The 25,275-nt window shown below is 46.2% G+C and carries 24 protein-coding genes; 14 read left to right on the plus strand and 10 right to left on the minus strand.

Going from position 1 to position 25,275, the window contains the following annotated elements; all coding sequences use genetic code 11:
• Window positions 1–24 precede the first annotated feature (24 nt).
• Both G7035_RS27820 and pepT read right to left on the minus strand, forming a co-directional pair.
• Entirely contained in the window at window positions 25–861 is an 837-nt protein-coding gene (locus G7035_RS27820; protein ID WP_016822685.1) for a methyl-accepting chemotaxis protein, read from the minus strand.
• Between the two features lie 199 nt (window positions 862–1,060).
• Window positions 1,061–2,296, minus strand: a complete 1,236-nt coding sequence (pepT, locus tag G7035_RS09600) for a peptidase T (RefSeq protein WP_016822686.1) — start codon at window positions 2,294–2,296, stop codon at window positions 1,061–1,063.
• 266 nt (window positions 2,297–2,562) lie between these two features.
• Here pepT and G7035_RS09605 point away from each other — a divergent pair, with 266 nt between their 5' ends.
• From G7035_RS09605 to gpmA, 3 genes are all read left to right on the plus strand, one after another.
• The gene (locus G7035_RS09605) at window positions 2,563–2,850 is read left to right on the plus strand and encodes a hypothetical protein (protein ID WP_019688939.1); all 288 of its coding nucleotides are present in this window, start codon (window positions 2,563–2,565) and stop codon (window positions 2,848–2,850) included.
• A gap of 149 nt (window positions 2,851–2,999) precedes the next feature.
• Window positions 3,000–3,740 (plus strand): Bax inhibitor-1/YccA family protein, encoded by a 741-nt coding sequence (locus G7035_RS09610; RefSeq protein ID WP_019688938.1) that lies wholly within the window; start codon window positions 3,000–3,002, stop codon window positions 3,738–3,740.
• Window positions 3,741–3,901: 161 nt separating this feature from the next.
• A complete protein-coding gene (gene gpmA, locus G7035_RS09615; protein ID WP_016822688.1) occupies window positions 3,902–4,651 on the plus strand; it encodes a 2,3-diphosphoglycerate-dependent phosphoglycerate mutase in 750 nt (249 codons plus the stop codon).
• A gap of 63 nt (window positions 4,652–4,714) precedes the next feature.
• On the opposite strand, the gene G7035_RS09620 is transcribed toward gpmA, so the two are convergent.
• Window positions 4,715–6,208 carry an alpha-amylase gene (locus G7035_RS09620; protein ID WP_019688937.1) on the minus strand — a complete coding sequence of 498 codons (1,494 nt, stop codon included), beginning with the start codon at window positions 6,206–6,208 and terminating at the stop codon, window positions 4,715–4,717.
• 261 nt (window positions 6,209–6,469) lie between these two features.
• Here G7035_RS09620 and G7035_RS09625 point away from each other — a divergent pair, with 261 nt between their 5' ends.
• The gene (locus G7035_RS09625; RefSeq protein ID WP_019688936.1) at window positions 6,470–7,303 is read left to right on the plus strand and encodes an HNH endonuclease; all 834 of its coding nucleotides are present in this window, start codon (window positions 6,470–6,472) and stop codon (window positions 7,301–7,303) included.
• A gap of 31 nt (window positions 7,304–7,334) precedes the next feature.
• Here G7035_RS09625 and G7035_RS09630 read toward each other — a convergent pair whose 3' ends face one another.
• Window positions 7,335–7,730: a rhodanese-like domain-containing protein gene (locus G7035_RS09630; RefSeq protein WP_019688935.1), complete on the minus strand. Its 396-nt coding sequence runs from the start codon at window positions 7,728–7,730 to the stop codon at window positions 7,335–7,337.
• A 500-nt stretch (window positions 7,731–8,230) separates the two neighbouring features.
• On the opposite strand from G7035_RS09630, the gene G7035_RS09635 reads away from it, so the two are divergent.
• Window positions 8,231–8,662, plus strand: a complete 432-nt coding sequence (locus G7035_RS09635) for a DUF1641 domain-containing protein (RefSeq protein ID WP_017426146.1) — start codon at window positions 8,231–8,233, stop codon at window positions 8,660–8,662.
• Window positions 8,663–8,689: 27 nt separating this feature from the next.
• Entirely contained in the window at window positions 8,690–9,871 is a 1,182-nt protein-coding gene (locus tag G7035_RS09640) for an NAD(P)/FAD-dependent oxidoreductase (protein ID WP_013373647.1), read from the plus strand.
• A 98-nt stretch (window positions 9,872–9,969) separates the two neighbouring features.
• Here the strand turns inward: G7035_RS09640 and G7035_RS09645 are convergent, their stop codons facing one another.
• Window positions 9,970–12,516 carry a LamG-like jellyroll fold domain-containing protein gene (locus tag G7035_RS09645; RefSeq protein WP_019688934.1) on the minus strand — a complete coding sequence of 849 codons (2,547 nt, stop codon included), beginning with the start codon at window positions 12,514–12,516 and terminating at the stop codon, window positions 9,970–9,972.
• Between the two features lie 249 nt (window positions 12,517–12,765).
• Between G7035_RS09645 and G7035_RS09650 the strand changes: the two genes are divergently transcribed.
• Complete coding sequence (locus G7035_RS09650; protein WP_019688933.1) at window positions 12,766–13,563, plus strand: copper amine oxidase N-terminal domain-containing protein; 798 nt, start codon at window positions 12,766–12,768, stop codon at window positions 13,561–13,563.
• 80 nt (window positions 13,564–13,643) lie between these two features.
• Here the strand turns inward: G7035_RS09650 and G7035_RS09655 are convergent, their stop codons facing one another.
• Window positions 13,644–14,690: a stalk domain-containing protein gene (locus G7035_RS09655; RefSeq protein WP_019688932.1), complete on the minus strand. Its 1,047-nt coding sequence runs from the start codon at window positions 14,688–14,690 to the stop codon at window positions 13,644–13,646.
• A 256-nt stretch (window positions 14,691–14,946) separates the two neighbouring features.
• Window positions 14,947–15,123, minus strand: a complete 177-nt coding sequence (locus tag G7035_RS09660) for a CsbD family protein (RefSeq protein ID WP_013373642.1) — start codon at window positions 15,121–15,123, stop codon at window positions 14,947–14,949.
• A gap of 156 nt (window positions 15,124–15,279) precedes the next feature.
• On the opposite strand from G7035_RS09660, the gene G7035_RS09665 reads away from it, so the two are divergent.
• Both G7035_RS09665 and G7035_RS09670 read left to right on the plus strand, forming a co-directional pair.
• Window positions 15,280–15,795, plus strand: a complete 516-nt coding sequence (locus tag G7035_RS09665) for a DUF2179 domain-containing protein (protein WP_013373641.1) — start codon at window positions 15,280–15,282, stop codon at window positions 15,793–15,795.
• A gap of 119 nt (window positions 15,796–15,914) precedes the next feature.
• On the plus strand, window positions 15,915–16,127 hold the full coding sequence (locus tag G7035_RS09670) for a cold-shock protein (protein ID WP_016822696.1): 213 nt from the start codon (window positions 15,915–15,917) through the stop codon (window positions 16,125–16,127).
• Window positions 16,128–16,225: 98 nt separating this feature from the next.
• Here G7035_RS09670 and G7035_RS09675 read toward each other — a convergent pair whose 3' ends face one another.
• From G7035_RS09675 to G7035_RS09685, 3 genes are all read right to left on the minus strand, one after another.
• The gene (locus G7035_RS09675; protein WP_029515265.1) at window positions 16,226–17,239 is read right to left on the minus strand and encodes a substrate-binding domain-containing protein; all 1,014 of its coding nucleotides are present in this window, start codon (window positions 17,237–17,239) and stop codon (window positions 16,226–16,228) included.
• Between the two features lie 248 nt (window positions 17,240–17,487).
• A complete protein-coding gene (locus G7035_RS09680) occupies window positions 17,488–18,687 on the minus strand; it encodes a glycoside hydrolase family 130 protein (protein WP_019689102.1) in 1,200 nt (399 codons plus the stop codon).
• Window positions 18,657–19,859: an AGE family epimerase/isomerase gene (locus G7035_RS09685; RefSeq protein ID WP_019688930.1), complete on the minus strand. Its 1,203-nt coding sequence runs from the start codon at window positions 19,857–19,859 to the stop codon at window positions 18,657–18,659. The genes G7035_RS09680 and G7035_RS09685 overlap by 31 nt, the downstream gene beginning before the upstream one ends.
• 232 nt (window positions 19,860–20,091) lie before the next feature.
• Here G7035_RS09685 and G7035_RS09690 point away from each other — a divergent pair, with 232 nt between their 5' ends.
• The 5 genes from G7035_RS09690 to G7035_RS09710 all read left to right on the plus strand — a co-directional run bounded on the left by G7035_RS09690 (window position 20,092) and on the right by G7035_RS09710 (window position 25,262).
• The gene (locus G7035_RS09690; protein ID WP_019688929.1) at window positions 20,092–21,411 is read left to right on the plus strand and encodes an ABC transporter substrate-binding protein; all 1,320 of its coding nucleotides are present in this window, start codon (window positions 20,092–20,094) and stop codon (window positions 21,409–21,411) included.
• A 67-nt stretch (window positions 21,412–21,478) separates the two neighbouring features.
• Window positions 21,479–22,363 carry a carbohydrate ABC transporter permease gene (locus G7035_RS09695; protein WP_019688928.1) on the plus strand — a complete coding sequence of 295 codons (885 nt, stop codon included), beginning with the start codon at window positions 21,479–21,481 and terminating at the stop codon, window positions 22,361–22,363.
• 2 nt (window positions 22,364–22,365) lie between these two features.
• Complete coding sequence (locus G7035_RS09700) at window positions 22,366–23,199, plus strand: carbohydrate ABC transporter permease (protein ID WP_016822702.1); 834 nt, start codon at window positions 22,366–22,368, stop codon at window positions 23,197–23,199.
• A gap of 41 nt (window positions 23,200–23,240) precedes the next feature.
• Window positions 23,241–24,290 carry a glycoside hydrolase family 130 protein gene (locus G7035_RS09705; RefSeq protein ID WP_019688927.1) on the plus strand — a complete coding sequence of 350 codons (1,050 nt, stop codon included), beginning with the start codon at window positions 23,241–23,243 and terminating at the stop codon, window positions 24,288–24,290.
• Between the two features lie 12 nt (window positions 24,291–24,302).
• The gene (locus G7035_RS09710) at window positions 24,303–25,262 is read left to right on the plus strand and encodes an acetylxylan esterase (protein ID WP_017426155.1); all 960 of its coding nucleotides are present in this window, start codon (window positions 24,303–24,305) and stop codon (window positions 25,260–25,262) included.
• Window positions 25,263–25,275: the final 13 nt, after the last annotated feature.

Below are 25,275 nucleotides of genomic sequence, written 5' to 3' on the forward strand. Positions count from 1 at the left end.
TCTCATGCCAAGAAACGATGTTATTTATTTTACAATATAGGAAGTCAGGTTATCGGCCAGATGTTGCATCGTTTCGCTCGCCTTTTGCATACGCTCCATGACTTCGGTGAAAGAGCCTACCAGAGTCGCCTGCTCTTGAGAAGAAGAAACAATTTGCTCTATTTCCTGCTCCATCTGACGAATGGAGTTCTGTACATCCTTAAGGGCTCCCTCGATATCGACCGTCGCTTTTTTGGACTCTACGGACAGCTTGCGTACTTCTTGAGCAACGATACCGAAGCCTGCTCCTGCTTCACCGACACGTGCGGCTTCGATCGCAGCATTCAATCCAAGCAGGTTGGTTTGATCGGAAATTTCCTTGATAAATACAGCAACCTGATTAATTTTACCCGAGTTTTGTACGGCAATTTGGGTGTTCTTCAAAATGTGTTCACTGGTAGCCTGTAGCTCCTCCGAATGCGCTGTTACATGCTGCACCATCTCAATGAGTTGCTCGGTAATGGAGAGGTTTTCGGATACGATTTGATCCAGTTGATTTTTGTTGGTCAAATTATAGGAGGCGGCAAACGCTGCGATGACGTCCCCTTTATCGTCAAACACAGGAATACTGATCATATCAAGAGGATATCCCAGGACTTCAGCCGGAATGTGGGTCAAGCTGGCCTCATGTCCATTTTTAAGCATGGCAAAATTTTTGTAGTCCTCCAGCAGCTCCGAGCCTGTTTCAAAGCCGAGGTCCATACCCTCTGATTGGGTGTAAGCAAGAACGTGAGTGCGGTCGAAGAGAGCAAGGGTTACTTTCTCACGCATAACCTGTTGTATGTAGGGAATGGCTACAATTAATGCATCTATTGTATTCAAGTGGACTGCCTACCTTTCTTTACTAAATATATTTTTTATAGTCTTATATAATTGTCGGTCTGAAGACGGATAAAAGTTATAAAGGTATCGAAAATTTAAAGGGGATATGAGAGCTTCAATAAAAAAGGCATATCGTTTCCATTACGAAACGATATGCCTTCATATTTAATCTAAACGTGTCAGTGTGTGTAAAAGTGGTTCACTTGCCGCGTTGCTCGAACAATTGTGCGATTTCCACAATAACCTTGGTGGCAAGCACCATGTTGTCCACTGACACATACTCATACTTACCGTGATAGTTCTCCCCACCTGTGAAAATATTCGGTGTAGGCAGTCCCATGTAAGACAGCTGTGAACCGTCTGTGCCTCCACGAATCGGCTTGATAATGGGCTCAATATTCAGCTTTGTCATTGCTTCATGTGCGATATCGACGATATGTTTGACAGGCTCGATTTTCTCTTTCATGTTGTAATACTGATCTCTCAGCTCCAGCGTGATGCGGTTATCTCCATAGGCAGCCTGGAGCTCTTTTACGATATTTGTCAAATAAGCTTTCCGGTTTTCGAAGCTCTCGCGATCAAAATCGCGGATAATATAGTACAGTTTGGCTTGTTCTGCTGTGCCTGTAGACTCCAACAGATGATAGAAGCCATCATACCCGTCTGTATATTCCGGGGCTTCATTCGCAGGTAATCTACTGTGCAGTTCCATAGCGATTTTGGCAGCGTGGATCATTTTGTTTTTAGCCGTACCAGGATGTACATTCACACCATGAATGGTAATATGAGCAGCTGCGGCATTGAAGCTCTCATACTCCAGTTCTCCGAGCGGTCCGCCGTCTACTGTATAAGCATATTCAGCACCAAAAGCGGCTACATCAAAGCGTTCAGGTCCTCTTCCAATCTCTTCGTCCGGTGTAAAAGCAACGCGAATTTTGCCATGTTGAATTTCTGGATGATCAATCAGATAGTGGATTGCTGTCATGATTTCTGCGATGCCAGCTTTGTTGTCTGCACCGAGCAGGGTGGTACCATCTGTTGTGATTAGGGTATGGCCTTTATATTGAGTCAATTCGGGAAACTCACGTGGAGAAAGTACTACACCCAGCGAGGCATTCAGCGTGATATCGCCTCCATCGTAATTCTCCGTCAACTGTGGCTTCACTCCTGCGCCGGTTAGCTCAGTAGCCGTATCAAGGTGTGCCAGAAAACCAATGACGGGCACTTCTTTATCCGTATTGGAGGGAAGGGTTGCCATTACATAACCATGACCATCAATGGTTACGTCTGTCATACCGATGGATTTCAGTTCGTCTACCAGGAGGTTGCCCAATGTGAGCTGTCCAGGTGTGGTGGGGCAAGTGTGGCTGCTTTCGTCGGATTGGGTATCCACCTGAACATATGTAGTCAGGCGGTCAATCAGTTCCTGTTTCATGTGGTTATCCTCCTTGGGTCTTTTTCATTATGGTACGTATTTTATCATGATTAGGCTTATAATATGAAAAAAATGGTTTAACCTTTCAAAATGACAGGTTGTCCGCAGATTAGGCAAAGGATCTGAGAGGGCAACTCCTTTTAATATATAGAGAGTACGTTAATCTAGAAGTCTTTTAAATTGTGTCTTATTACTGAGACACTTAACGTTACGTTGATAGATTGGGAGCATAGAATACATTATCAAACGCAAGGGAGGTGAAGACTATGGCGATTCTTTTACCTTCGCAATTCTACAATCTTGCTGCTGGTGTGGGTAAGTCCTTCTTTGAAAACCTGAGAGGCGGTAGTAATGCTACGATTACTGTGAATAATACAGGTGCCAATCCGGTTGATCTTGTGGTTACCCGCGTCAATGCTCCTGTGATCACTTATGTAATCCCAGCGGGCAACAGCCTTACGTTAGAAGTTGCTTTGCTGCTGGTAGCTGCTCTTCAGGCGACTCCAGTTGGAGCAGTAACAGGTACTATCCAAATTGCTACCGCTGATTTTTAATCTGTAACGACTTGACCCTCTAACTCTAGCTTTGCCGAAAGGCAAGGTTAGAGTTTTTTTATTGTTTGAAATTTTCTGAAACTTTTTTCAGGTTGTGCCGATATATACATATGACATCGTAAATAACACATCGAAAAGGAGTACCCTGTATGAGCTTTAGCAATCCGGTTTTACGTGATGACATCTTTTTACGTGAAGATGAAAGAGAAGCTAGCGAACAACGTATGACCATCGGAGGAACGGTGAACAAAACGTTACTTCTGCTGGTCCTACTTATCGTTTCTAGCAGTATTACCTGGTATATGACCTACCAAGGAACCGTAGAAGTGCTATCGTTGCTGACGGCAGGCTTTATTGGGATGGCAGGCGTAGCACTTGCGATATCCTTTTTTCCAAAAACGGCTCCATTGCTTTCTCCTGTATATGCGATTCTGAGTGGCTTTGCTTTGGGTGGCGTTTCCGCTTTTATGGAGTATGAGTACCCTGGAATTGTAGTTAATGCCATTTTGCTGACTGTGGGTATCTTGTTCTTGATGCTCTTTATGTATACACAACGAATCATCAAGGTGACACGTGGCTTTATCTCATTTGTTGTCCTATGTACGATGGCGATTTTTCTGGTGACGTTGGTTGATTTTATTTTGAATTTTTTCGGTATGAATGTTCCGTATATCCATGAAACGGGCTGGGTGGGTATTGGCATTAGTTTATTTATCGTCATCATTGCCGCTTTGAATCTGCTCGTAGATTTTAATTTCATTGAGGAACAAGCTGATCAAGGTGCACCCAAATATATGGAATGGTATGGCGCTTTTGCATTGCTGGTAACGTTAGTGTGGCTATATGTACGAATATTGGATCTGTTAGCCAAGCTTAGTAATAGGGACTAAGATCTGCGACTATTGCATATGGTTTAAGTAGGATGAGAAGAGAAGGGCGGCTGAATGTCGTCCTTTTTTGTATGAAAAAGGCGGTTTAAAAAATGCATTTTACGTTAAATACATAGAAGTTGGGTAAAACATAGAGGATAGATAGGTGAGGAGTGAGGTATATGTATCAAGTGGTGCTGGTGAGGCATGGAGAAAGCGTGTATAACCGACAAAACTTGTTCACAGGCTGGACGGATGTCGATCTGACTGAACAGGGAACTCATGAGGCCATCGAGGCAGGACGTATCCTCAAGGAGGCTGGGTATACGTTTGATTTGGCATTTGCTTCTGTGCTAAAACGTTCTATCCGCACGTTGTATCATATCTTGGATGAGCTGGATCATCTGTGGATACCCGTGCAGAAGTCATGGAAGCTGAATGAACGCCACTATGGTGCTCTTCAGGGGCTCAGCAAGCTGGATTCCGCCGTGCAATACGGCGAGGAACAGGTTCATATTTGGCGGCGTAGTTTGACGGTGCGACCACCCATGTTGGATGAGCAGGATGAACGGAGTCCACATCGGGAAGAGCGTTATCGCCATATTAAGCCGGAGGAGCTGCCGCTCGGGGAAAGCCTAGAAGACACTGTGCATCGGGTTGGTGAGTTTTGGAAGCAACGGATCGTGCCGTTGATTCTCAAAAAGGACCGGGTTATCATTTCCGCACACGGTAATACTTTACGAGCCTTGATCAAGTACATGGAGAATTTGGACGAAACTGCACTGCTGGATTTGAACATTCCGACAGGTATCCCACTGGTGTATGAGCTGGATGAGCATATCGATCCTATACGACGCTTCTATCTTGGTGATCCGAGTCATGTAGAGGCAAAAAAACAGGCTGTGGCCAACCAAAGCAAGGTGACGGAGTGATTTTCCATGTACAAAGAGGACAGGGCGCTTCCTTGCATCCTGTCCTCTTTGAGTTGATATACATCAAGCGTTCGCGGTATCCTCTGTTTCCAGGCTGTCTTCCTCGGTAGGAAGTGCCCATACCGATACACTGCCAGCACGAACGGGAAATACGCCGTAGCCATCCTGTTCGATCTTCACGGCATGATCGTGATGCCCAGTCAAATCGGTCCATTTTTCTCCTGCATGTTGTTTACCCACGAACATGCGCTTTTCCCCGTCATTTGCGTTGGTGATCACCACAGCACATCCAGAGCCGTGCAGCTCAGGAATGCCCTGACGAACCCATCCAATCGTATGGGGATCATCAAAATAATCTTTTTGCTCACCATAAGCTTTGTGGTACCGAGCATATAGGAGCGGGTCTAGCTCAGCTTGCTTGCCTTTCACAGGCGTTTGTCCCTGGATACCGTAGTAATCCCCGTAGAATACGCAGGGATAACCATCTTTGCGCAGTAGGATGAGTGCATAGGCACTGGGCTTAAACCAGTCCTCCACCCAGGATTCGAGCGCTTCATGCGGCTGGGAATCATGATTATCGACAAAAGTAACCGAGTTCAGGGGATGGGTATGAACCAGCGTATCCTCGAAAATGGTGCTTAAATCGAAATCCTTACCACCCAAGGAAGCGCTATGTAGTTTGTAGTGGAGGGATACGTCAAACAGGTCGATTTTATAATCGATGGTATCCAGAAACTTTTGACACGATTCCAGATCCGGTTTCCAGAACTCGCCTACCATATAAAAATCCTGCCCACGCTTTTTAATCATTTCTGTAGCAAACTCTCGTACAAATTCATGATTAATATGCTTGATTGCATCCAGACGGAATCCGTTGCATTGTAGAGTATCCACCAGCCACTTGCCCCAGCGGATCATTTCCTTACGCACATCCTGATGATTATAGTCAATATTGGCGAACATTAAATAATCATAATTGCCGAATTCATCATCTACATTATCGCTCCAGTTTTTATTTTTACCTAAAATACGATAGATTCCTGTCCGGTCCTGACTTGCATCGTAATCCGTTCCGTTAAAATGTTCGAAGTTCCATTGAAATGTGGAATACTTCCCTTGCCGGCCGGGGAATGTAAATTTAGTCCAGCCTTCGATATCAAAGGGCTCGGAAATGACCTCATTACGATTATCCGGGTTGACCTCGACGACCTTGAATACTTCGGTTTCATCTGCACCTGCCTTATGGTTCATGACCAGATCGACATAGACGGCTACGCCGTGGCGAACGCAGGATGCGACAGCTTCCAGCAGATCTTCCCTGGTTCCGTATTTGGTGCGTACTGCACCTTTTTGGTCAAATTCGCCCAGATCGTAAAGGTCATAGACGCCGTAACCCGTATCCTCAGGAGATTGGCCTTTGGTGACAGGTGGAATCCATATCGCGTCAATTCCTTTGGCTTTTAGTTCCGGTGCCAGGCGGACAAGCTTTTTCCAGTGAGAACCGTCAGCTGCGACATTCCACTCGAAAAATTGCATCATCGTATGGTTCCTTTTCATGTGCGTCCCTCCTTCATATATAACAAGTTACCCACCAAGTGAGGGGGGCTAAACGTCTGATGGTCAATATGATGTTGATGAAGAACATGGATCGCTATATAACGTATGCTAAATCATTAAAATTTGTTATACCTTGAGTGATGACAACGACTCGATGGCTAGAAAAAGAAACGTGAAAACGGTAAAATGAATCTAACTTAGCTATAGTTCGGATTTCGGGCAAACCATAAGCTCGAACAAGAAAGGGAAGGAGGGATGAACGTGACAGATCCGCAGCAGAATAAGGATGAAGCGAGAGAACCGCTGATGAAAAAATGTACGTATTGTCAGGAGATCAAACCATTAACAGACTTTCAGCGCAGAACCGGTCGCCGGGCGGGGCCTTATTCCCGGCGTGGTCCTTGTCGTTCCTGTCGGGGGTTAGCCCCGCAAGAACGGGCGGTTGAGTCCGCTCCTTCCCATGAGGAAATGAAGCCCTTGGCTGCTCCTGTGGAGCGGCATAGCTCCGAAGCAGATACGACTGCGTACGGTCTGGAAGCGTCCGCGCAGCCTTCTAATGATTCTCAACGCCCCCGTAGGAAGCCCGTCACGGACAAAGCGCGTGAGCGCCATCGGCAACGGGTTCGTCATTTGCTTAGCAGGCTGAAGCCTGCGGATACCCGTGCGTTGCGGCTTAATCGCAATGGCATGATTCGACTAAGAGGCAAAACCGACCAAGGGAGACGCTGGCATCAGGAGATTGAGCTTGATTTGGCTATGACTCTGGTCAGAGAACGCATGGCGGTGATTGTAAATCCGTACACGGTCCGCAGACTTTATAGCAACAAGGAATTCCGCCAATATGTGCTTAAACGTGACCGTTATACGTGCTTTTTTTGCGGTGGCTATGGCGACACGATTGATCATTTACTTCCACGGGCTAAAGGTGGACACACCACGCCAGTAAATTGCGTATGCGCCTGCAACGAGTGCAATCAAGTTAAAGCAGCCCGTGATGTAGAGGAATTTATCGAGTCTGGCGTGCCACTGCCGATTCCGGATGATTTTGAACCTTCTGGTGCTTCCGATGCTTCTGAGGACACCTTACGCACCTAGGACGATTTGCTGGGGAATCGGCTACATTCCCTTAATACATTTCTACTTCAAAGCCAGATTCCTTCCAGGCTGTTGTTCCGCCTTCAATAAAGGCCACATTGGTAAAGCCCATCTGTTGCAGTATATAAGCTGCCAATGCAGCTTGTCCGCCTGCCCCACAGGTGGTGATAATCGGGCGATTGCGGTCATGTAAGCGTTCATCACGCAAATCTTGTGGAACGCCCAGGTCAGCGCGGATGGGCAGCATGCCTAGTGAAATATTGGCGCTTCCACGAATTAGGCCGCAAGCACCTGCATCATGAGAATCCTGTACGTCGATAACGAATGTGTCCGGATTTGATTCAATTCGCTGACGTGCCTCCTGTGAAGTAATGCCCTGAACATGCTGCCTCGCTTCTTGAACCATATCTGCAAATGTTTTAGCCATCGTTCAACCCTCCGTAGGAATATGTTTTGTATTAGTTTTCATATTAATGAACAGAAACTCACTCTCTCTATTACCCATCTCTAGTATAAAATGCCCCTTTTTTTAAGGTAAACTTAGACAAAAATCGTGCTTATTCTAATTTTTATCTAAAATAACAATAAAAAATTTGCAGAAATTTGTGCAAATTTAAAATTTCTTCGACGATTGGGTTGTGAAAGGTGTAATATAGAGGTATAGGGTTCCGTTTCGGCCTGTTGTAGTCACGAGGGAGCGCTTCGTGAGATATTCCGCAGCAGTAACAACAACAGAATAACGTCCAAGCAATATACAATTGGCATCTGCGATCATCAGTCTTGCCCTTTAGGGTATAGGCCGGTTTAAGCTGTGCTTCTTGCATGTTTAAGGGCGAATTCATTGAACGTTTTATTGCTAGAGTTTATGATGCAGGTTACGAGAAAGGAATGGACTTCTATTTTCACAGTAAAGGAGGACGTTCACGCATGTCTGAAAACCAACAAGAGGTGGCCGTAACACAAGAAGCTACCAAAGAGTCTCGGGATGTATTGGACCAATTGATGAAACCGGAGGTTCAGCAATCGCTGACCGTACTGGTAGAGAATCTGCCAAAGTTGACTGAGATGGTTACTTTGATGACCGATGCTTATGATGTAGCCCGCAGTCTGGCAACTGACCCTGTCTTTATCGGAGATATGAAAAACTCCATGGGAGAGTTTGTGAAGCCTGTTACAGATTCGGCTAAAGGATTGGCTTCTGCTGCAATTGAAGCAAATGACCGTGTACAAACTACGGACGGCAGTGTAGGTCTGTTTGGCCTGCTCAAAATGCTTAAAGATCCTAATGTACAAAAAACGCTGCGTTTCAGCCAGGCTTTCCTGGATATTCTGAATGAGCGCCAACGCGAAAGCAAATAATTACCTGATCGAGAACGGAGGATGGACATGTCGAAGCAAATTTTGATCTTGGGCGGCGGATACGGCGGATTGCTGGCCGCTCTTACAGCACGCCAGCATATGGACGCTAGCCAAGCAACCATTACAGTGGTAAACCGCTTTGCGTCGCACCAAATTATTACGGAACTGCACCGTTTGGCGGCAGGTACGATTGCCGAAAAAGCTGTGGCGCTTCCTTTGGAAAAACTGCTGCGTAACAAAGATATTATCCTGAAAGTGGATACTGTTTCCGAAATCAAACCGGACGATAAGAAAGTAACTCTGGCCAGTGGTGCTACGTTGAGCTATGACGCTCTCGTTATTTCCCTGGGCAGTGAAACGGCATACTTCGGTATTCCGGGGCTGCAAGAGCATAGCTTCACACTGAAATCAGTGGCAGAAGCTAATCGCATCCGTGCACATGTGGAAGCTCGTCTGGATGCTTACAAGCAATCCGGTAACAAAGCGGACGCTACCATTGTTATCGGTGGCGGCGGTCTGACTGGCGTTGAGCTGGTGGGCGAATATGCTGACAAACTGCCTGCAGTTTGCCGTGAAAAAGGCATCAACTACGAAGATATCAACTTGTATTGCGTAGAAGCTGGACCATCTATTTTGGCAGGCTTCCCTCAACCACTGGTTGATCGTGCAGTAACAAGCCTTGAAAAACGTGGCGTTCAAATCGTAGCAGGTGTTCCGATTACAGAAATGAAAGCTGACGAAGTTCTCTTGAAAGACGGACGTTCGATCAAAACGAACACACTGATCTGGACAGGCGGCGTACAAGGTAATGCACTGGTTGGCGCATCCGGTATCGAAGTAAACCGTGGTCGCGCAACTGTGAATGGCGCACTGCAATCGACTTCCCACGAAGACATCTTCCTCGCTGGCGACAGCGCAGTAGTGTTCCCAGGTGAAGGCGAGCGTCCATACCCTCCAACTGCACAGTTGGCTTGGCAAATGGGTGAATTAGTTGGTTACAACATCTTCGCTTATTTCAACGGAGCGAAAATGGAACGCTTTACGCCAGTGTTCTCCGGTACACTGGGCAGCTTGGGAAGAACAGACGCGATCGGTACTGTAGGCGCGAATGGCACCCAACTGAAAGGCGCTGTAGCTACTTTGATGAAGGAAGGCAGTAACATCCGTTACTTGTCCCATATCAAAGGACTTTTTGCACTGGCCTATTAATATTTATATGGTTTATTAAAAGAGAGCGCTGTTCAGCGCTCTCTTTTTTTCATTCTTCGACACTAGCTATGCTTACGCATTTCACAAATAGTCTTAATTCACTTCATCTGGGCTAACTCTTCCACCTGTGCAGGAGGGAGCGCGCCTTCAAATATATTCAGCTCATCTATAGATCCTTTGAACGCAGGGTCCCACCAATTGACCCCTAGGCTGAATGTTCCAGATTTAGAGGTAAAGACATCCGGGAACTTTGAGCCGGTAAATTGAATTTTGCCATTCACATACACCTCTAATACCCCACGATCTACAGTGAAGGCCAGATGTGTCCATTCATTGGCTTTGATCTTCAGGCCCGTACTGCCAGTATACCAAGTTGAGCTGCCGGACCAGACCATCGTATTATCCTTCTCGGGTCCTCTGGGCAGAAGGCTAACCCAGTGGTTGCTATCCATAGCTCCAAAAAAAGTTGGTGTATGGACAGTCAATTCGCTGGGCTTCACCCACAGTGACACAGAATAGGCTGAGCTGGATATGAGTCCTTCAGGCAGAGCAATACCTGACTGTCCATCAAGGACTACAGCTTGGCCCCTTACGCCTTCAGCGTAGGATACACTTCCTCCCTGACGATCGATCCGGTCACCAGTAACCTTACCATTGGCAAAAGCATCATTCTGATCCTTTAGGTTATTTTCAAATGGGTATGAAGCGGTCAATGTTGCCTTCTCATAAGGAGCTACCGTAATGTTAAAAGTTTTGTCCCGACTGCTGTCTCCTTTGGTGATGGAAGCCGTCAAAGTAGCGGATACAGCCTTTTCACCGATCCCGGGGCGCTTGACTTCACCAGTATCAGAAATGACGTTTGGGTTTGAAGTTTTCCAGATAATCGCGGATTGGCGACTGCCTTCCTTCGGAAGCGTCAGATTAGCCGTCACCCGGCTCGTATGGCCAAGATCTAATTCACGATACACACTGTCAACGACTGTCATATCCGGCATATCAGGGAACTTACTGCCCCAGGCCATTTCGCCTTTATTCGATAGAACTGTAAACGCTAAAATATATTGATTCGTTACCTGGTCCCATTGTCTCAGGAATACTCCATCAAACACAGTACCATCCAGTGTTAGTCGGATATTCGCATCCCCCGACTTGTGCCACGTTCCTTGCATATCGCCTTTAATCGTATGATCTGCTTTCAGCTGAATGAACTGCGTATTTTTGATTGTCGCCGAAGAATCACTACCATGGTTAATATATTGATAATCGCCAATGAATTGTTTCTCATCCAGCTTTGTAAGCGTCTCGCCACTGTAACGGTAAGGAGCTACCACAGGCCAGTCATCCTGATTCATGAACATTTGATGTACACGCAGCTCATGAGTCTCCCCCTGCTGAGGGAATCGGGTATGAAAGACAACAAACATTTGTCCGGTAGCAGGATCGGTGTACACCGAGTTATGCCCAGGAGATACATAGCCGTAGCCCACACCTGTACCTGGATCGCCTATTTGACTATCGAACAAGAAGTTACCCATTAATTTGTTGCCATAGGCTGCATTTTTGGTGTTTGCTGGCAGAACAGCATTCTGCCCTTTGGCATCCTTATAAGGTCCTGTCGGACTCTTGGAACGGAATAATCTCATGTTATATCCACCGTCTGACGCAAGTCCGCCATAGGTTACATACAGATAGTAGTAACCCGTTTTTGAGTTGTATTCAATATACGGACCTTCCCCGGACTCACCGTATCCACCTGCAATCTTGGTGCCAAAATAACGATCAATCAACCGGCCATCCTCCGTCGTTCCATCTTGGCCTGGATAGATCGGTTTGCCAGTTGCTTTATCGAGCTCCAGCAAAAAAATGCCTCCGGACCATGACCCATACGTCATCCATAAGCGCCCGTCTGTATCATAAAAGACTGCTGCATCGATTGCATTCGGGAACACCCGATTCGCATAAGAACCGTCGGCATTAAACCATCCTGCTCTGGGCCCCTTCAGCTTGCCTTCATTAATGAGTTGTGGAATCGGCGTATTTGTCCACTTTTTATCTACTTTGCTATTTTTATCGAATGCAGTCTCCTTCGTAAAACCAGTGTTCACAATGGTATCCACATATTGATAGGGTCCCTCAATGTTGGGGGCAACGGCAATGCCGATCGCGGAGCGTATATAGGTGGAGGAGGCACTATAATAAATCATGTAGGCCCCTTTTGTGCCATCCTTATTGACATAATGCTCATTCCAAAATACATCGGGCGCCCATACCGAGAATCCTCCTTTGCTGTCCGCATCATTCTCACCCGACCAAGCGAAAGATCCGGCCAGATTCTTCGATAAATCCCCGTAAAGGGTATTCCCAGGCGTAGTGTAACCGTTTGCAAAAGAAGTCCAATTTGTGAGATCTTTTGACTTCGCTGCGGCGATATGCGACCCAAACACATAATAAGTGTCACCGTCTTTGACAATCGAAGGATCGTGAACCGATACATTAGAGAAGGTCGGCACATCCTGCTTCTTGTTTTGGTTCGGCTCCGCTGCTGCGGCGTCCAGTGTACCTAATGGTACGGCTGCAATTGCCAATAATAAAGTCATTGTTAATGCAATGCTCGACCTGGCTCTACGTTTAAGCAATCTTCTCATCGTATACATTTACCCCTTTCTAAAGTGGAATACAGTGATATATTCTGCTTTCATTGCTAAAATTCCTTTATATTTATAAATATAATTAATGTATTTATGAATTACATAGCTGTAGGGAAGATGATATTATAATCTATAATTAGGTATATATTATAAATTATGGTTGACGATATGCATTTGTGGAGGTACGTTATATATGAATAAAACAGTTATGTTTGTTGTGAGCTGTTTATGAAAAAGGAGGGTATTATGAAAATCAGGTTGCTAGTATGCCTTGTGTTTTTATTTAGCGTTGCTACTGTACACTCGAATTCGACATCAGCCCAAGCTCAGACCCCTATACACCTGAAGGTAAATGATCATTACATTTTATACACCTATCCTGCCTCACCCTTTGTGGATGCGAAGGGCAGACTGCTTATACCGCTCCAAGCGGCTGAAGATATACTGGGAGGCAAAGTAACTTATAATGCAGCGAACAAAACGGCTTCTGTTGATTTGCTAGGCCGTAATGTAACGACTACGATCGGTTCACCCGAAATATCGGTTAACGGTGAGCCGTTGACAATGGACACAGTCCCCATCATGAAAAGCAACGCGATGTTTTTACCAGTTTCCATTTTGTTGAAAGATACAGATGCGCAGATGGAGTGGGATTCGAAGCGCGGTTTATTGAAGCTAAGACATGATAGCTTTACGGAAAGTCCAATTCTTATGAGGTTCAAGGGACAAGACTTGGCCCAAGTCATTGATGCAAATGCATTTGATCTTACTTCCTTTGACTGGGATCAAAAGCAGGGCGTATTGAATATTCATGCTACGTATAAGAGCGACTTATCGCCCGTCTTCAAACAAATTGACTTTAATCCTATGATTGTGTATAGCAAAGGGACTTATAGTGTAGATCCTTATTCTAAACCCGGTTCATTTCACAAAGTCAAAATAACCAGCTCAGGTCATTTGGTTTATACAAAAAATATCGGTACAACTAATGCGGATAGTGATTATATAAAATACATTACTTCTGTAGGCAGGCTGATTCAATAATTGGATATAGGATGTTTGTACATCATCAAAAAAGCGACAAAGGCTATAAAGCCTTTATCGCTTTTTTTGAAGCATGAGTCTTAGAAGGAAATAATTTGGCTGCTGTTGCCCTTATTGCGAATGTACCCCTCGACTCTGTCAATGTTCTCTCTATTTTTTAGCTGGTCGATTACGCCGTCAGTTAGGTTGCTTCTTTGATTACTGGTGAGTTTGTTGTTCCAATCATCAGAATTTACATACACATCAACGGTTGCTTTACTGCTGTCGCCTCTTACAGTGAAATCAAAGCCAACACCGGCGTAGTTACCGTATCTGTCACTCAAAGAACGTTGGATACTGCTAGTATCCAGAGAAGAAGCTACCTTTTTAATCGTTACATCGCCTCTGCTATTGGTTGAAAAGGTCGCCAATTTATCCCTATTACTGGAGTTCTTCACTGTGCCGTCAATATCGGCATCTTTGTACTCTTTCAAAATGTCCTTAACGATGTCCTCCAGGTAGCTTTCCTTTCTGCTGTCGGACAGGTCATCCCATCTAGACTTGGTCATTTCGATGGTCACGTCAATATCGCTTTTGTTACCATCCAGCGTGATATCCGAGTTCGTGTTGTAGGAATCACTGTAATCCTTGTTCAATTGCTTTTGAAGATCTTTCAGGGTGCTTGAACTATTTTTACTCGCTTCATCTTTCAGCGTCTGATTGTCTTTTTGCAGTTGAGCAATGGTAGCGTCTTTTGTTGTGTTCGCTGCTTTTGCTGTGTTCAGTTCTTGAGTCAGCGTTGTAATCTGATTGTTCAGTGCTGTAACTGTAGATTGATCAATAGGAACGCCGTTGTCAGCAATGACTACGCGTTTGTTTGTGCCATCCCATGTTACTTTTTTATCCAAAGCTGTACCTGCCAGCTTCAGCGGGATATACGTCACGCCATCCAGCAGAAATGGTTCTGTTTTAGCATCCGAAGCAACCTCGGTTCCGTTATAGATAATTTTAATATTGTTATATACTGCTTGGATCGGCTTAGTTACTTGTGCAGCATATGTAGATTGGCTGAACAGAGCCCCGGAGATGGCCAAGGCCGACACGGCAGTGATGATGACAGGTTTCTTCATGGACTTCAATGATTTCATTCGTTGGTCTACCCCTTTATTTAAGAATTATAGCTTGGTACATAGACTAGAGTAACATTAATACATACAAAATCCAACAGGTTGGAAGGGTTGCTATTGGTTGTGCTTATATTAGTTAGACGCAAAAGCGACTGTAAAAGTTGCCCTGTTTGCGTAAATATTTTTCCAAAAGTAACCGAACAAAATAAAACAAGTCCGCTGTACAAGACAGCAAGACTTGTTTGGAGTACAGTACGTTAGGGTATCAAAAGTTGGACTATTTGTGGTCCTTCAGTTTGCCTGCTGTTTCCTGAAGGTGACCTTTGGCTTTATCCAATTTACCCTCAGCTTGAAGGGACTTATTATCCGTGGCGTTCCCGATTTGGTCCTTGATTTCACCTTTAGCTTTATTTACATTACCTTTGATTTTATCGCTAATTCCGTTATCCTTCATGGTATAGCCCTCCTCATATAATCAAACTTTCATTCAGCATGCTGTAGTTAGTCATTACCCGAGCGAGGGTAATACGAAACGTGAGGCTGTAGATCACAGACAAGGGCATAATGTTGGGGACGGGGTCAACTAGATCGTGAAATAAGGGGTGAGCGTATGCTCAAAATTTTATTGTTTATTCTCGTTATTCAACTTATTTATGTATCGGCGTACACACTGCGCATGATTTTGACGCTGAAAGGACAGAAGTACATTGCTGCACTCATCAGCACCGTGGAAGTTACAGTTTATGTGTTGGGCTTGAATGTCGTGCTTAAGTATCTGGATCAAGTGGCAAGTCTTGCGGTATACGCTATAGGCTACGCAGTGGGGATTCTTATTGGAGCGTGGATTGAGGAAAAAATAGCGCTCGGTTATGTCACCGTGAAGGTGATCAGCAATGAGATCAATGGAGGAATTGCCAATGCGCTGCGAGACAAAGGATACGGCGTTACAGCCTGGCTGGGCAGTGGACGTGATGGAGAACGCCTCGTAATGGAGATTTTGGCCAAGCGTAAAAACCAGAATAAGCTGTATCAGTCTATCCTGGAGCTGGATCCCAAGGCTTTTGTCATTACGGTGGAGCCAAAGCAATTTCATGGTGGTTTCTGGACCAAGGCTATCCGCAAATAAGAATTTTGGTAAAATACGCATATTTTCCGTAGGTTGGAGCATATTAATACCCGCACAGGACGGAATTAACAGTATGCTGACAGGGGATGTTCCCCTATAACAACCAAGGGGGGATATAGATGTACAGACGCCAGGCCCCGGAAATCATTCCAGAGGAAAATACGGCTATTTGGTCGTGTACCAACGAGGGTTGCAACGGATGGATGAGAACGGATTTTACCTTTTTGAGCGAGCCGGCTTGTCCACTTTGCCAAGCCACGATGGGACAGGAAATGCGAATGCTGCCGATTCTCAATCGGACGGGCAATTCCTTTGTCGCCCAGCGCTCTTAATTGAGGGGTAAGTCCATGATTACGCTGCAAAGTTTATAAACGTCAAAGGCCGCTCCAGCGACATGCTGAGCGGCTTTTGGTTGTGGAATATTCACGGATCATGACCTCTCAAGGGGCTGCACGGAATCACGATATACAATATGACCCTGTACAAGGACTCGACCAAAACGACTGCCGGGATGGCTTATTTTTTTCATTATTGAATCCACCGCCGTACGTGCCATTTGCTCAATGTCTACTCCGACCGTGGTCAGTTGCGGAACAATAAGCGTGGCGTATACATCGTTATCAAAGCCGACCACAGAGCAGTCCTCAGGTACGCGGTATCCCAGACCAATCATCTGGTGCACCAGATTGTGAGCGACCTGATCGCAGTTGCATACAAAGGCAGTCGGTAGTGGCTGAGGCAGATCCATTTCAACATAGGACCCTTCGTCGTCCCGGTCGCTGAGTACCCACTCGTTACGGAGGGGCAACCTGTGCTCCAGCAAGGATTTATAGTAGCCGAGGAAACGGTCCTGAATACTGCTGGTGGAATAGATATTTCCCACATAAGCAATATCCCGGTGTCCCTGGGCGATCAAATAATTAGTTAGCTCGTAGGCTCCGTAAAAATTATCCGTCACCACAGAATCGATATCGGCATGCTCATCATAAAAGTCGAGAAACATTTTAGGTTGGTCCATGGTTTGTACCAGCTCAATATATGGCTTGCTCACTTGGCCCAGAAGAATGAAGCCGTCCACCTTACGGTCGTAATAGATACGTGGCAGATTAAGCTGCTCCTCGTCCTCGCGATGGAGGATGTGAAGGATCCCGTAGTAGCCGTAGGGCTCCAGTGCCCGTGAAATTTGCTGGTAAATATGCAAATAAAACGATTGGCCAGGACCAGTAAAACGTTCAGGGATGACAACACCAATGTTATAGGTGAGCCCCTCTTTCATGGACTTGGCAACGGTATTAAAACGATAACCCATTTCGCCCGCGAGTGTTTTAATACGTTCTTTGAGTTCCTCGCTAACCCCATCCTTGTCATTGAGCGCCTTCGACACGGTCACGCTGCTTATTCCCAGCTTATCTGCAATATCCCGCATCGTTACGTTGCTCTTCATTCGTGTTCCGCCTTCCAATTTTAAAAAGATAAGCATTTTGCCTACATTCAGATAACGATTGCAAAATGCTGGGGTGAATATGAATAGCTTATCCGCTTGTAGAAATTCAATGAGCTTAGCGGTGCAGCTGCTCTGTAAAGATACAAGGATTGGCAGCATAGCTGCCCATAGAACAACGATTAGCCTGCGGGTAACAATTGTTCTATGGATAGTATACATGGTTCCGCAAGCATGATAAAGCTTACGGCTTAGATCCGCTGGGAAGTACGGTTGCTTGCTTGCAATAGCGCTTCATTGCGATGGATCAGTTCACGGCGGACAGCGGCGCTGCCGAGAGAACGCAATGGGTCGGATGGTGTATTGAAAGTATAGTCCTCCAGACGGGCAATCGTGGTCGTCGCCACGTGGATACGGGTATCACTGGACGCATAGTATATGAAGACTTCATCCCGTTCATTAACGACTGCTCCATTGCAGAAAATAACATTCGAAACATCACCCACGCGTTCCTCATCATAAGGAGCCAGAAAATGCCCACCGGGCTTGGCGATGACGCGCGTAGGGTCTTCCAGACTGGTGGCAAAGGTATACAGCACATATCGCAGCCCGGCGGCTGTATTGCGTACCCCGTGAGCGATATGAATCCAGCCTCGACTCGTTTTGATCGGAGCAGGACCTTGGCCGTTCTTAACTTCGTATACCGTATGATAGTAGCGCTCGTCAATGACTGTCTCATGTTTAATCACGGGCTGTGTAATATCTTTGCAGAGACCGAACGCGATGCCTCCGCCTGAGCCGGTCGAAATAAACCCATCTTGGGGACGAGTATAGAAGGCATATTGGCCGTCCACAAATTCGGGGTGCAGGACAACGTTACGTTGCTGCGGGGACTGGGTAGTGATGTTGGGGAGCCGGGTCCATGTGCGGAGATCACGAGTGCGGACCAGTCCAGCCTGAGCGACAGCGCTGGAGGTATCGTGGGATGGCGCGTCAGGGTCCTTTTTCTCCGAGCAATAAATACCGTAAATCCAGCCGTCTTCATGCTTCACCAGCCGCATATCGTACATATTGGTTTCTTCCGGGTCGATATCATCCCATACTAAGGGAGCGTCAACGAATCGAAACTGATCAATGCCGTTATCGCTCTCTGCTAAGGCAAAAAATGACTTTCGGTCCAGTCCCTCGGTGCGCGAAACAAGAATGTATTTTCCTTCATGATAGATCGCTCCAGGATTCAATGCTGCATTGACACCCAGTCGTTCCATGAAAAAGGGATTGGTTTGTGCATCCAGATCAAACCGCCAGTGAATGGGAACATGATGGCGTGTGAGCACCGGATAGAGGTAGCGTTCATAGATACCATTGTAAAAGGAGGTTTTAACCTCATTGGGGCGCGTAATCAGTTCTTCTTGCTGCGCTAGCAGCTCATCGTATTTGTTATGAACCATTGTTTATCCATCCTTTCCAGCATTTCAATGCAAAATCGGCTGTTATGATATGGGCACTTCCAAGGGCCTGCAATCTCTCTCTCGTCAGGCTTACCGTCCGCTTGAACCGACCAGAACCATTCGCCTCCGGTGCGCGGATCAATGATATACTGCCGGGTATAGGTCCATAGATTTCGCACAATTTTCAAAAATCGTTCATCCTGTGTCCGCTGAAACGCATTGTAAAAACCAACCATTGCCTCGGCCTGTACCCACCAGATACGTGTGGTGTCTACCCGCTCTCCCTCCCGTTCATTGATGAGCGATCCGTCAGGCTGAACAGCCCGCTCAGCTACCGCGCTGGCAATATCCATCACCATATTCACATACTCGGATGGATGATAACCCAGCACATTCATGGCGTCCTCCATCAGCCAGCTGGCTTCGATATCGTGACCATATGAGGTCAGATCAAGCAGAGAGTGCCATTCACGGTCGAAGAATACTCCCAACCGCCGGGCGGAAGCATCGTAAACACGCTGGTATAAAATGTCCAGCACGTTCTTCAGTGCGTCCCGAACCTCTTCGTTTGGGTAGGCGCGCAGCAATTGGGTATACGCTTCCAAAACATGAATATGCGTATTCATGGTAATATGCGCGGTAACTCCATTTTCGCTGAGTAGCTCATTAGGCTGCTCGTTCCACGAACGATCATATTGTTCACCGTATGCCTGTAGAGCAGGATCATATCCTTTTTGCTCTACGAGGTGAAACAGCTCCATTGCCAGAGGTAATGCATTCGGGTCATCCGTAGCTCGTGCATATTCTGCCAACGCATAGATGGCAAATGCCTGCGCGTATACATGCTTACACGTATCCACAGGTTGCCCTGTGTAGTCCACCATCCAGTACATTCCTCCATGTAACGGGTCGAGCAGATGGTTTTGCAGAAATGTAAAGGCATGTCGTGCCGCGTCTGCATAGACGCGTTCCCCTGTTACACGGGCTGCTGCTGAGAAAGACCAGAGTAACCGCGCAGTGGCGATGCCACCTTTGTCCGCTTGTTTATGGATGTGCAGATCCGCGTCTACCTCGCCATAAAATCCGCCATGCGCTTCATCTTTCAAGCCTAGCCAGAATGGGAGTATATGTTCCTTCCATTCCTGTCTAATTTCGTGTACTAGTGTTTCCAAGAGACAAAGCCTCCTTCGGAAAATGAATTATTAGCTTATCGTTAACCTTACAAAAGGTATCTTATCTATGTATTTATAAACTGTCAACCATACTTAATTTGTGTTTTGGTATAACATTTGGGTGTTGTTTTTACAAAAAAATATTGTAATTGACACAGTAAGCGCTAACATAATAAAATGATTTTGTTAGTTTAACGATAACCTTATTCAAAACAACAGGAGGGGTCGTCTCATGAAGTTGTCCAAGGTTTTAATGTCATTACTATCCGTGCTTTTGTTAGCGGGACTGTTTACTGGCTGTACCTCAAAGAAGGATGCGCCAGCTACCAGCTCTGATCCGAAGGGACCGGAAGGGGAAATTACGGTGATCACACAGCGGACAGATATTGTGGATACCGTATTTCAGGATTACGCCAAGGAATTTAACAAAATTTATCCGAACGTGAAGGTCAATTTTCAGGCATTGGCCGATTATGATGGTCAAATTAAAATTCGGATGGGGACTCGGGATTACGGAGATGTTTTGCTAATTCCTGGGAGTATTCCAATTGAAGAGCTACCCAATTTTTTCGAGCCTCTAGGTACTTATGAGGAGATGAAAAACAAGTATACCGGCATTGAAGAACGTACAGTGGATGGTAACAGCTACGGTATTCCGATTGCGATGGTTTACTCGGGTGTGATTTATAACAAAAAGGTGTTCAAGGAAGCAGGAATCACACAAATTCCTAAAACACCGGATCAATTCCTGAAAGCGTTACAGCAAATTAAGGACAAAACCAAGGCAGTGCCGCTGTTTACGAACTATGCCTCTGGTTGGGCATTGACCCAGTGGGAGTCTAGCCTGGCAACAGTAGCGGGTACGAAGGAATACGTGAATGTCACACAACCGAATTCAGATGACAATTTCACGAAGGGTCAGCCCCACTATGAGTTGTACAAGGTCCTGTACGATGCAGCTAAAAATGGTCTGATTGAAAAAGATCCAACGACTACCGATTGGGAGACTTCCAAGGCGGATCTTGCGCAAGGCAAAATTGGTACGATGGTGCTTGGCTCTTGGGCAATTGATCAGATCAAAAGCGTAGCTTCTAACAAGGATGATATCGGTTTTATGCCTTTCCCGACGAATGCCTCCAAGGTACTTGTACCGCTGGCAGGTGACTTTAACCTCGCTATTAACGTAAACAGTGAAAATAAAGAGGCGGCCCGTGCCTGGGTGGACTGGTTTACCGAAAAATCCAACTATGCCGTAGAGCAGGCAGGCAGCATTAGTCCGCTGAAGGGTGCCGAAATGCCTGCCATTTTGAAGCAGTATGAGAATGAGGGAGTTGTTTTTGAAGCGCTCACTCCGTCACCGAAGGGGCAGGAAGGAATTGTCGATAAAATCGACAAAATGGGAGAAATCGGCTTGTGGCAACCTGATTTCAAGAAACGAATTATTGAGGCAGCGGTGGGTAACCGCCCGGAATCGTATGACACCATTATGAAGGATCTGAACGATGCATGGGTGAAGGCGCGTGCTGAAGTGGCAGCCAAGGAAGCAAAATAGCCATCTGAACTGACCATAAGAAGAGATTGAAGTGGCAGTTGATGGACGGATAGCCAGGAGGTGCAGCATGTTTAAATTTTCGAATCTCAGCTACTCTAAACAAAGATTAGCGATTATTGTTGCCTTTTCATTTATTCCGCTGGCGCTGCTGGTCACTTTTGCGTACTTGCCGGTGATCAATATGTTTAAATACAGCTTTTCGGACTGGAACGGCTATAGTAAGCGTCTAGAATATGTGGGCTTTGAAAACTATATCAAAATCTTTACCGACCCCGAGTATTTCTCGGTGTTTAAGGTCAGTTTGTATTACTTTGTAGCTACGTTTGTACAGATGGGTTTGGCCCTTTATTTTGCAACCATTCTCAGCTTTCAGACCTGGTTTAAAAATTTCTTTAAAGGCATTTTGTTCTTTCCCTCCCTGATGAACGGGGTGGCGATTGGTTTTATTTTTCTATTCTTTTTTAAGCCAGACGGTACCCTTGATACACTGCTTCAGGCAATGGGATTGGGTTCGTATGTCAAGCTGTGGCTGGGCAACCCGGAGATTATTAATATTTCGCTGGCTGGTACGTCGATCTGGAGATACATGGGCTTTAACTTTATTGTGTTTCTAGGTGCGATTTCTTCCATATCCAGTGATCTGTACGAAGCAGCCGATATCGACGGAGCCAACCGCTGGCATCAGTTCCGCTCTATCATTTTGCCGACTATTAAGCGAATTTTGCAGCTGAATCTGATCTTGGCGATTAGTGGCGCGATCAGTGCATTCGATATTCCTTACATTATGACTGGTGGCTCCAACGGCAGTAAGACGTTCGTCATTCAGACGATTGATGTGGCATTTAAATACAGCAAGGTTGGTTTAGCCTCAGCGATGGCGGTTGTTCTGCTGCTGATTGTAATTGCTGTTACGCTGCTTCAGCGGTTGCTGATTCGGGGGGAGGAGGACTAACTATGTATAAGCTGAAAAGATTACTGGCAAACACCATCAAGTATGGTGCGCTATTGCTAGGTGCGTTCATTGCTCTACTGCCAATTGTTGTGATTTTGTTTGCATCTTTGAAGACGAAGGCTGAATATGCGGCAACCAGTCCTCTGACTCCCCCGGTGAACTGGCTGAACTGGGCGAACTACGCCAAGGCCTTTGTGGATGGAAATATGCTAACCGGATTTTTGAACACAGCCTTTATTTTGCTGATCTCTATCATCGGGGCCACGTTGACCGGTTCCATGATTGCGTATATTTTGAATCGTTTTAAATTTAAAGGTAAAAGTCTCATGCTGGGTGCGTTCTTGCTCGCCACGCTCATTCCGGGGGTGACGACACAGGTATCGACATTCCAGATCATTAACAAGTTGGAGCTGTTTAACACGCCTTGGGCAGCCATTTTACTGTATTTGGGAACCGATATTATCGCGGTGTATATTTTCCTTCAGTTTCTGGATTCCATCGCGGTGGCGCTGGATGAGTCTGCCATGCTGGATGGGGCCTCCTATCTGACCATCTACTGGCGCATTATTTTGCCGCTGCTGAAGCCTGCCATTGTGACGGTAATCATCATCAAGGGTGTTAATATTTACAACGATTTTTACACTCCGTTCCTGTATATGCCCAAAACAAGCCTTCAGGTGATATCGACGGCACTGTTTAAGTTTAAAGGGCCATACGGTTCGCAATGGGAAGTCATTAGCGCAGGCATCATCATTGCGATTATTCCGACGCTGGTTGCATTTTTATCATTACAAAAATATATCTATAACGGATTTGCACAGGGTTCAGTGAAATAGAAAAAATAAAATGAAGTGTCTAGGTGAGAGGAGAGTTAAGTATGAGTAAATTGAATGTAGATTTGGATGTAGGTAACGTACGAATTATAGGAGACAGCTTGTCGAAAATGCCTTGGCAGAATAAGCCGGAAGGCAGCGAGGCTCCGGTATGGAGGCATACTGAAAACCCGGTCATTGGACGAAATCCGGTGCCTGGCATTGCCCGTATTTTCAACAGTGCCGTAGCTCCGTATGAAGGACGGTTTGTAGGGATATTCCGTGCTGAAACGATTAATGGACGCCCGCATTTGCATCTCGGCTGGAGTGGCGACGGGCTGGCTTGGGACATTGAGACAGAGCGTCTGCATATGGTCGATGAGGAAGGAAATGAATATCAGCCTAATTATGCTTACGATCCGCGTCTGGTTCGAGTGGAAGACACGTATTATATCATCTGGTGTACAGATTTCTATGGTGCAGCGCTGGGAATCGCACAAACGAAGGATTTCAAAAGCTTTGTGCGCTTGGAAAATCCGTTCTTGCCGTTTAATCGCAATGGAGTGCTTTTGCCTCGCAAGCTAAATGGAAACTTTATGTTGCTATCCCGTCCGAGCGACAGTGGTCATACTCCGTTTGGTGATATTTTCCTGAGCGAAAGTCCTGACTTGGTGTATTGGGGCAAGCATCGTCATGTAATGAGCAAGGGTGGTCAGGGCTGGTGGCAATCGGTGAAGATTGGTGGCGGACCAGCACCGATTGAGACGACAGAGGGCTGGCTGATGTTCTATCATGGGGTGACAGGCACGTGCAATGGACTGGTATACAGCATGGGAGTAGCTGTTCTTGATCTGGATGATCCGTCCAAAGTCAAATATCGTTCCTCCAACTTCGTGTTGACCCCAGAGGAATGGTATGAAGAGCGTGGCTTTGTGCCAAATGTGGTGTTCCCGTGTGCTACACTGCATGATGCAGACACCGGAAGAATTGCGATTTATTATGGAGCCGCTGATACGTATGTAGGTATCGCATACACGACAGTATCTGACATTATGAAGTATGTCATCGCGACGGATGAAGTAGTCGCAGATGATCGTGAGTCAGGCCGGATGTAGGAGGAATTTTACATGCCGGAGGATATGTCTTTACAGCAGCTACAGTCCTATATGGGGAGTAATCCAAAGCCGCAGGATTTTGATATGTACTGGGAACGGGCGCTACAGGAGCTGGAACGACAGCCACTGGAATATACACTGGAGCCTGCCGAATTTGTCTCTCCGCTGGTGGAGTGTTACCATCTGTATTTTACTGGAGTGGGCGGAGCGAGGGTTCATGGGAAGCTGGCTCGTCCCAAGCATCTTACGGAACAAGGTCCAGCCTTGGCTATGTTTCATGGGTATTCCTGCGACAGTGGCGACTGGTTCGACAAGGTGAGTTATGCAGCACACGGATTCACTGTGCTAGCTATGGACTGCCGAGGGCAAGGCGGGCTGTCTGAGGACAATTTGCAGGTTCAGGGAACGACGGTTCGCGGCCATATTATTCGTGGAATTGACGACCCGGACCCGGATCGGTTGTATTACCGCAACGTATTTTTGGATACGGTACAGACGGTGCGCATTCTAATGTCTATGGAGCAGGTTGACCCTGAACGGATCGGTGCATTTGGCTGCTCCCAAGGCGGGGCGCTGACGGTTGCTTGCGCTGCATTGGAGCCTCGTGTCCGTGTGGCGGTACCGGTATATCCGTTCCTGTCGGATTATAAAAGAGCCTGGGCGCTGGATGCAACGACATCGGCCTATGAGGAACTGGTTTATTATTTTCGCTGGTTTGATCCCAATCATGTTCGGGAGAGCGAAGTATTTCACCGTCTAGGCTACATTGACATTCAACATTTAGCAGACCGTATTCGAGGGCGGGTGCTATTCGTGACAGGGCTATCGGATGTGATTTGTCCACCTTCCACACAGTTTGCGGTGTACAATAAAATCGTATCGGACAAGGAATTGCTTGTGTATCACGAATACGGTCATGAGTATTTACCCTATCTGTCAGATCGTGCCATGAGCGAATTTTTGCGGCTGTAGGGGTTGAACTTAA

The organism is Paenibacillus polymyxa, assembly GCF_015710975.1.
Classification (GTDB): Bacteria; Bacillota; Bacilli; order Paenibacillales; family Paenibacillaceae; genus Paenibacillus; species Paenibacillus polymyxa.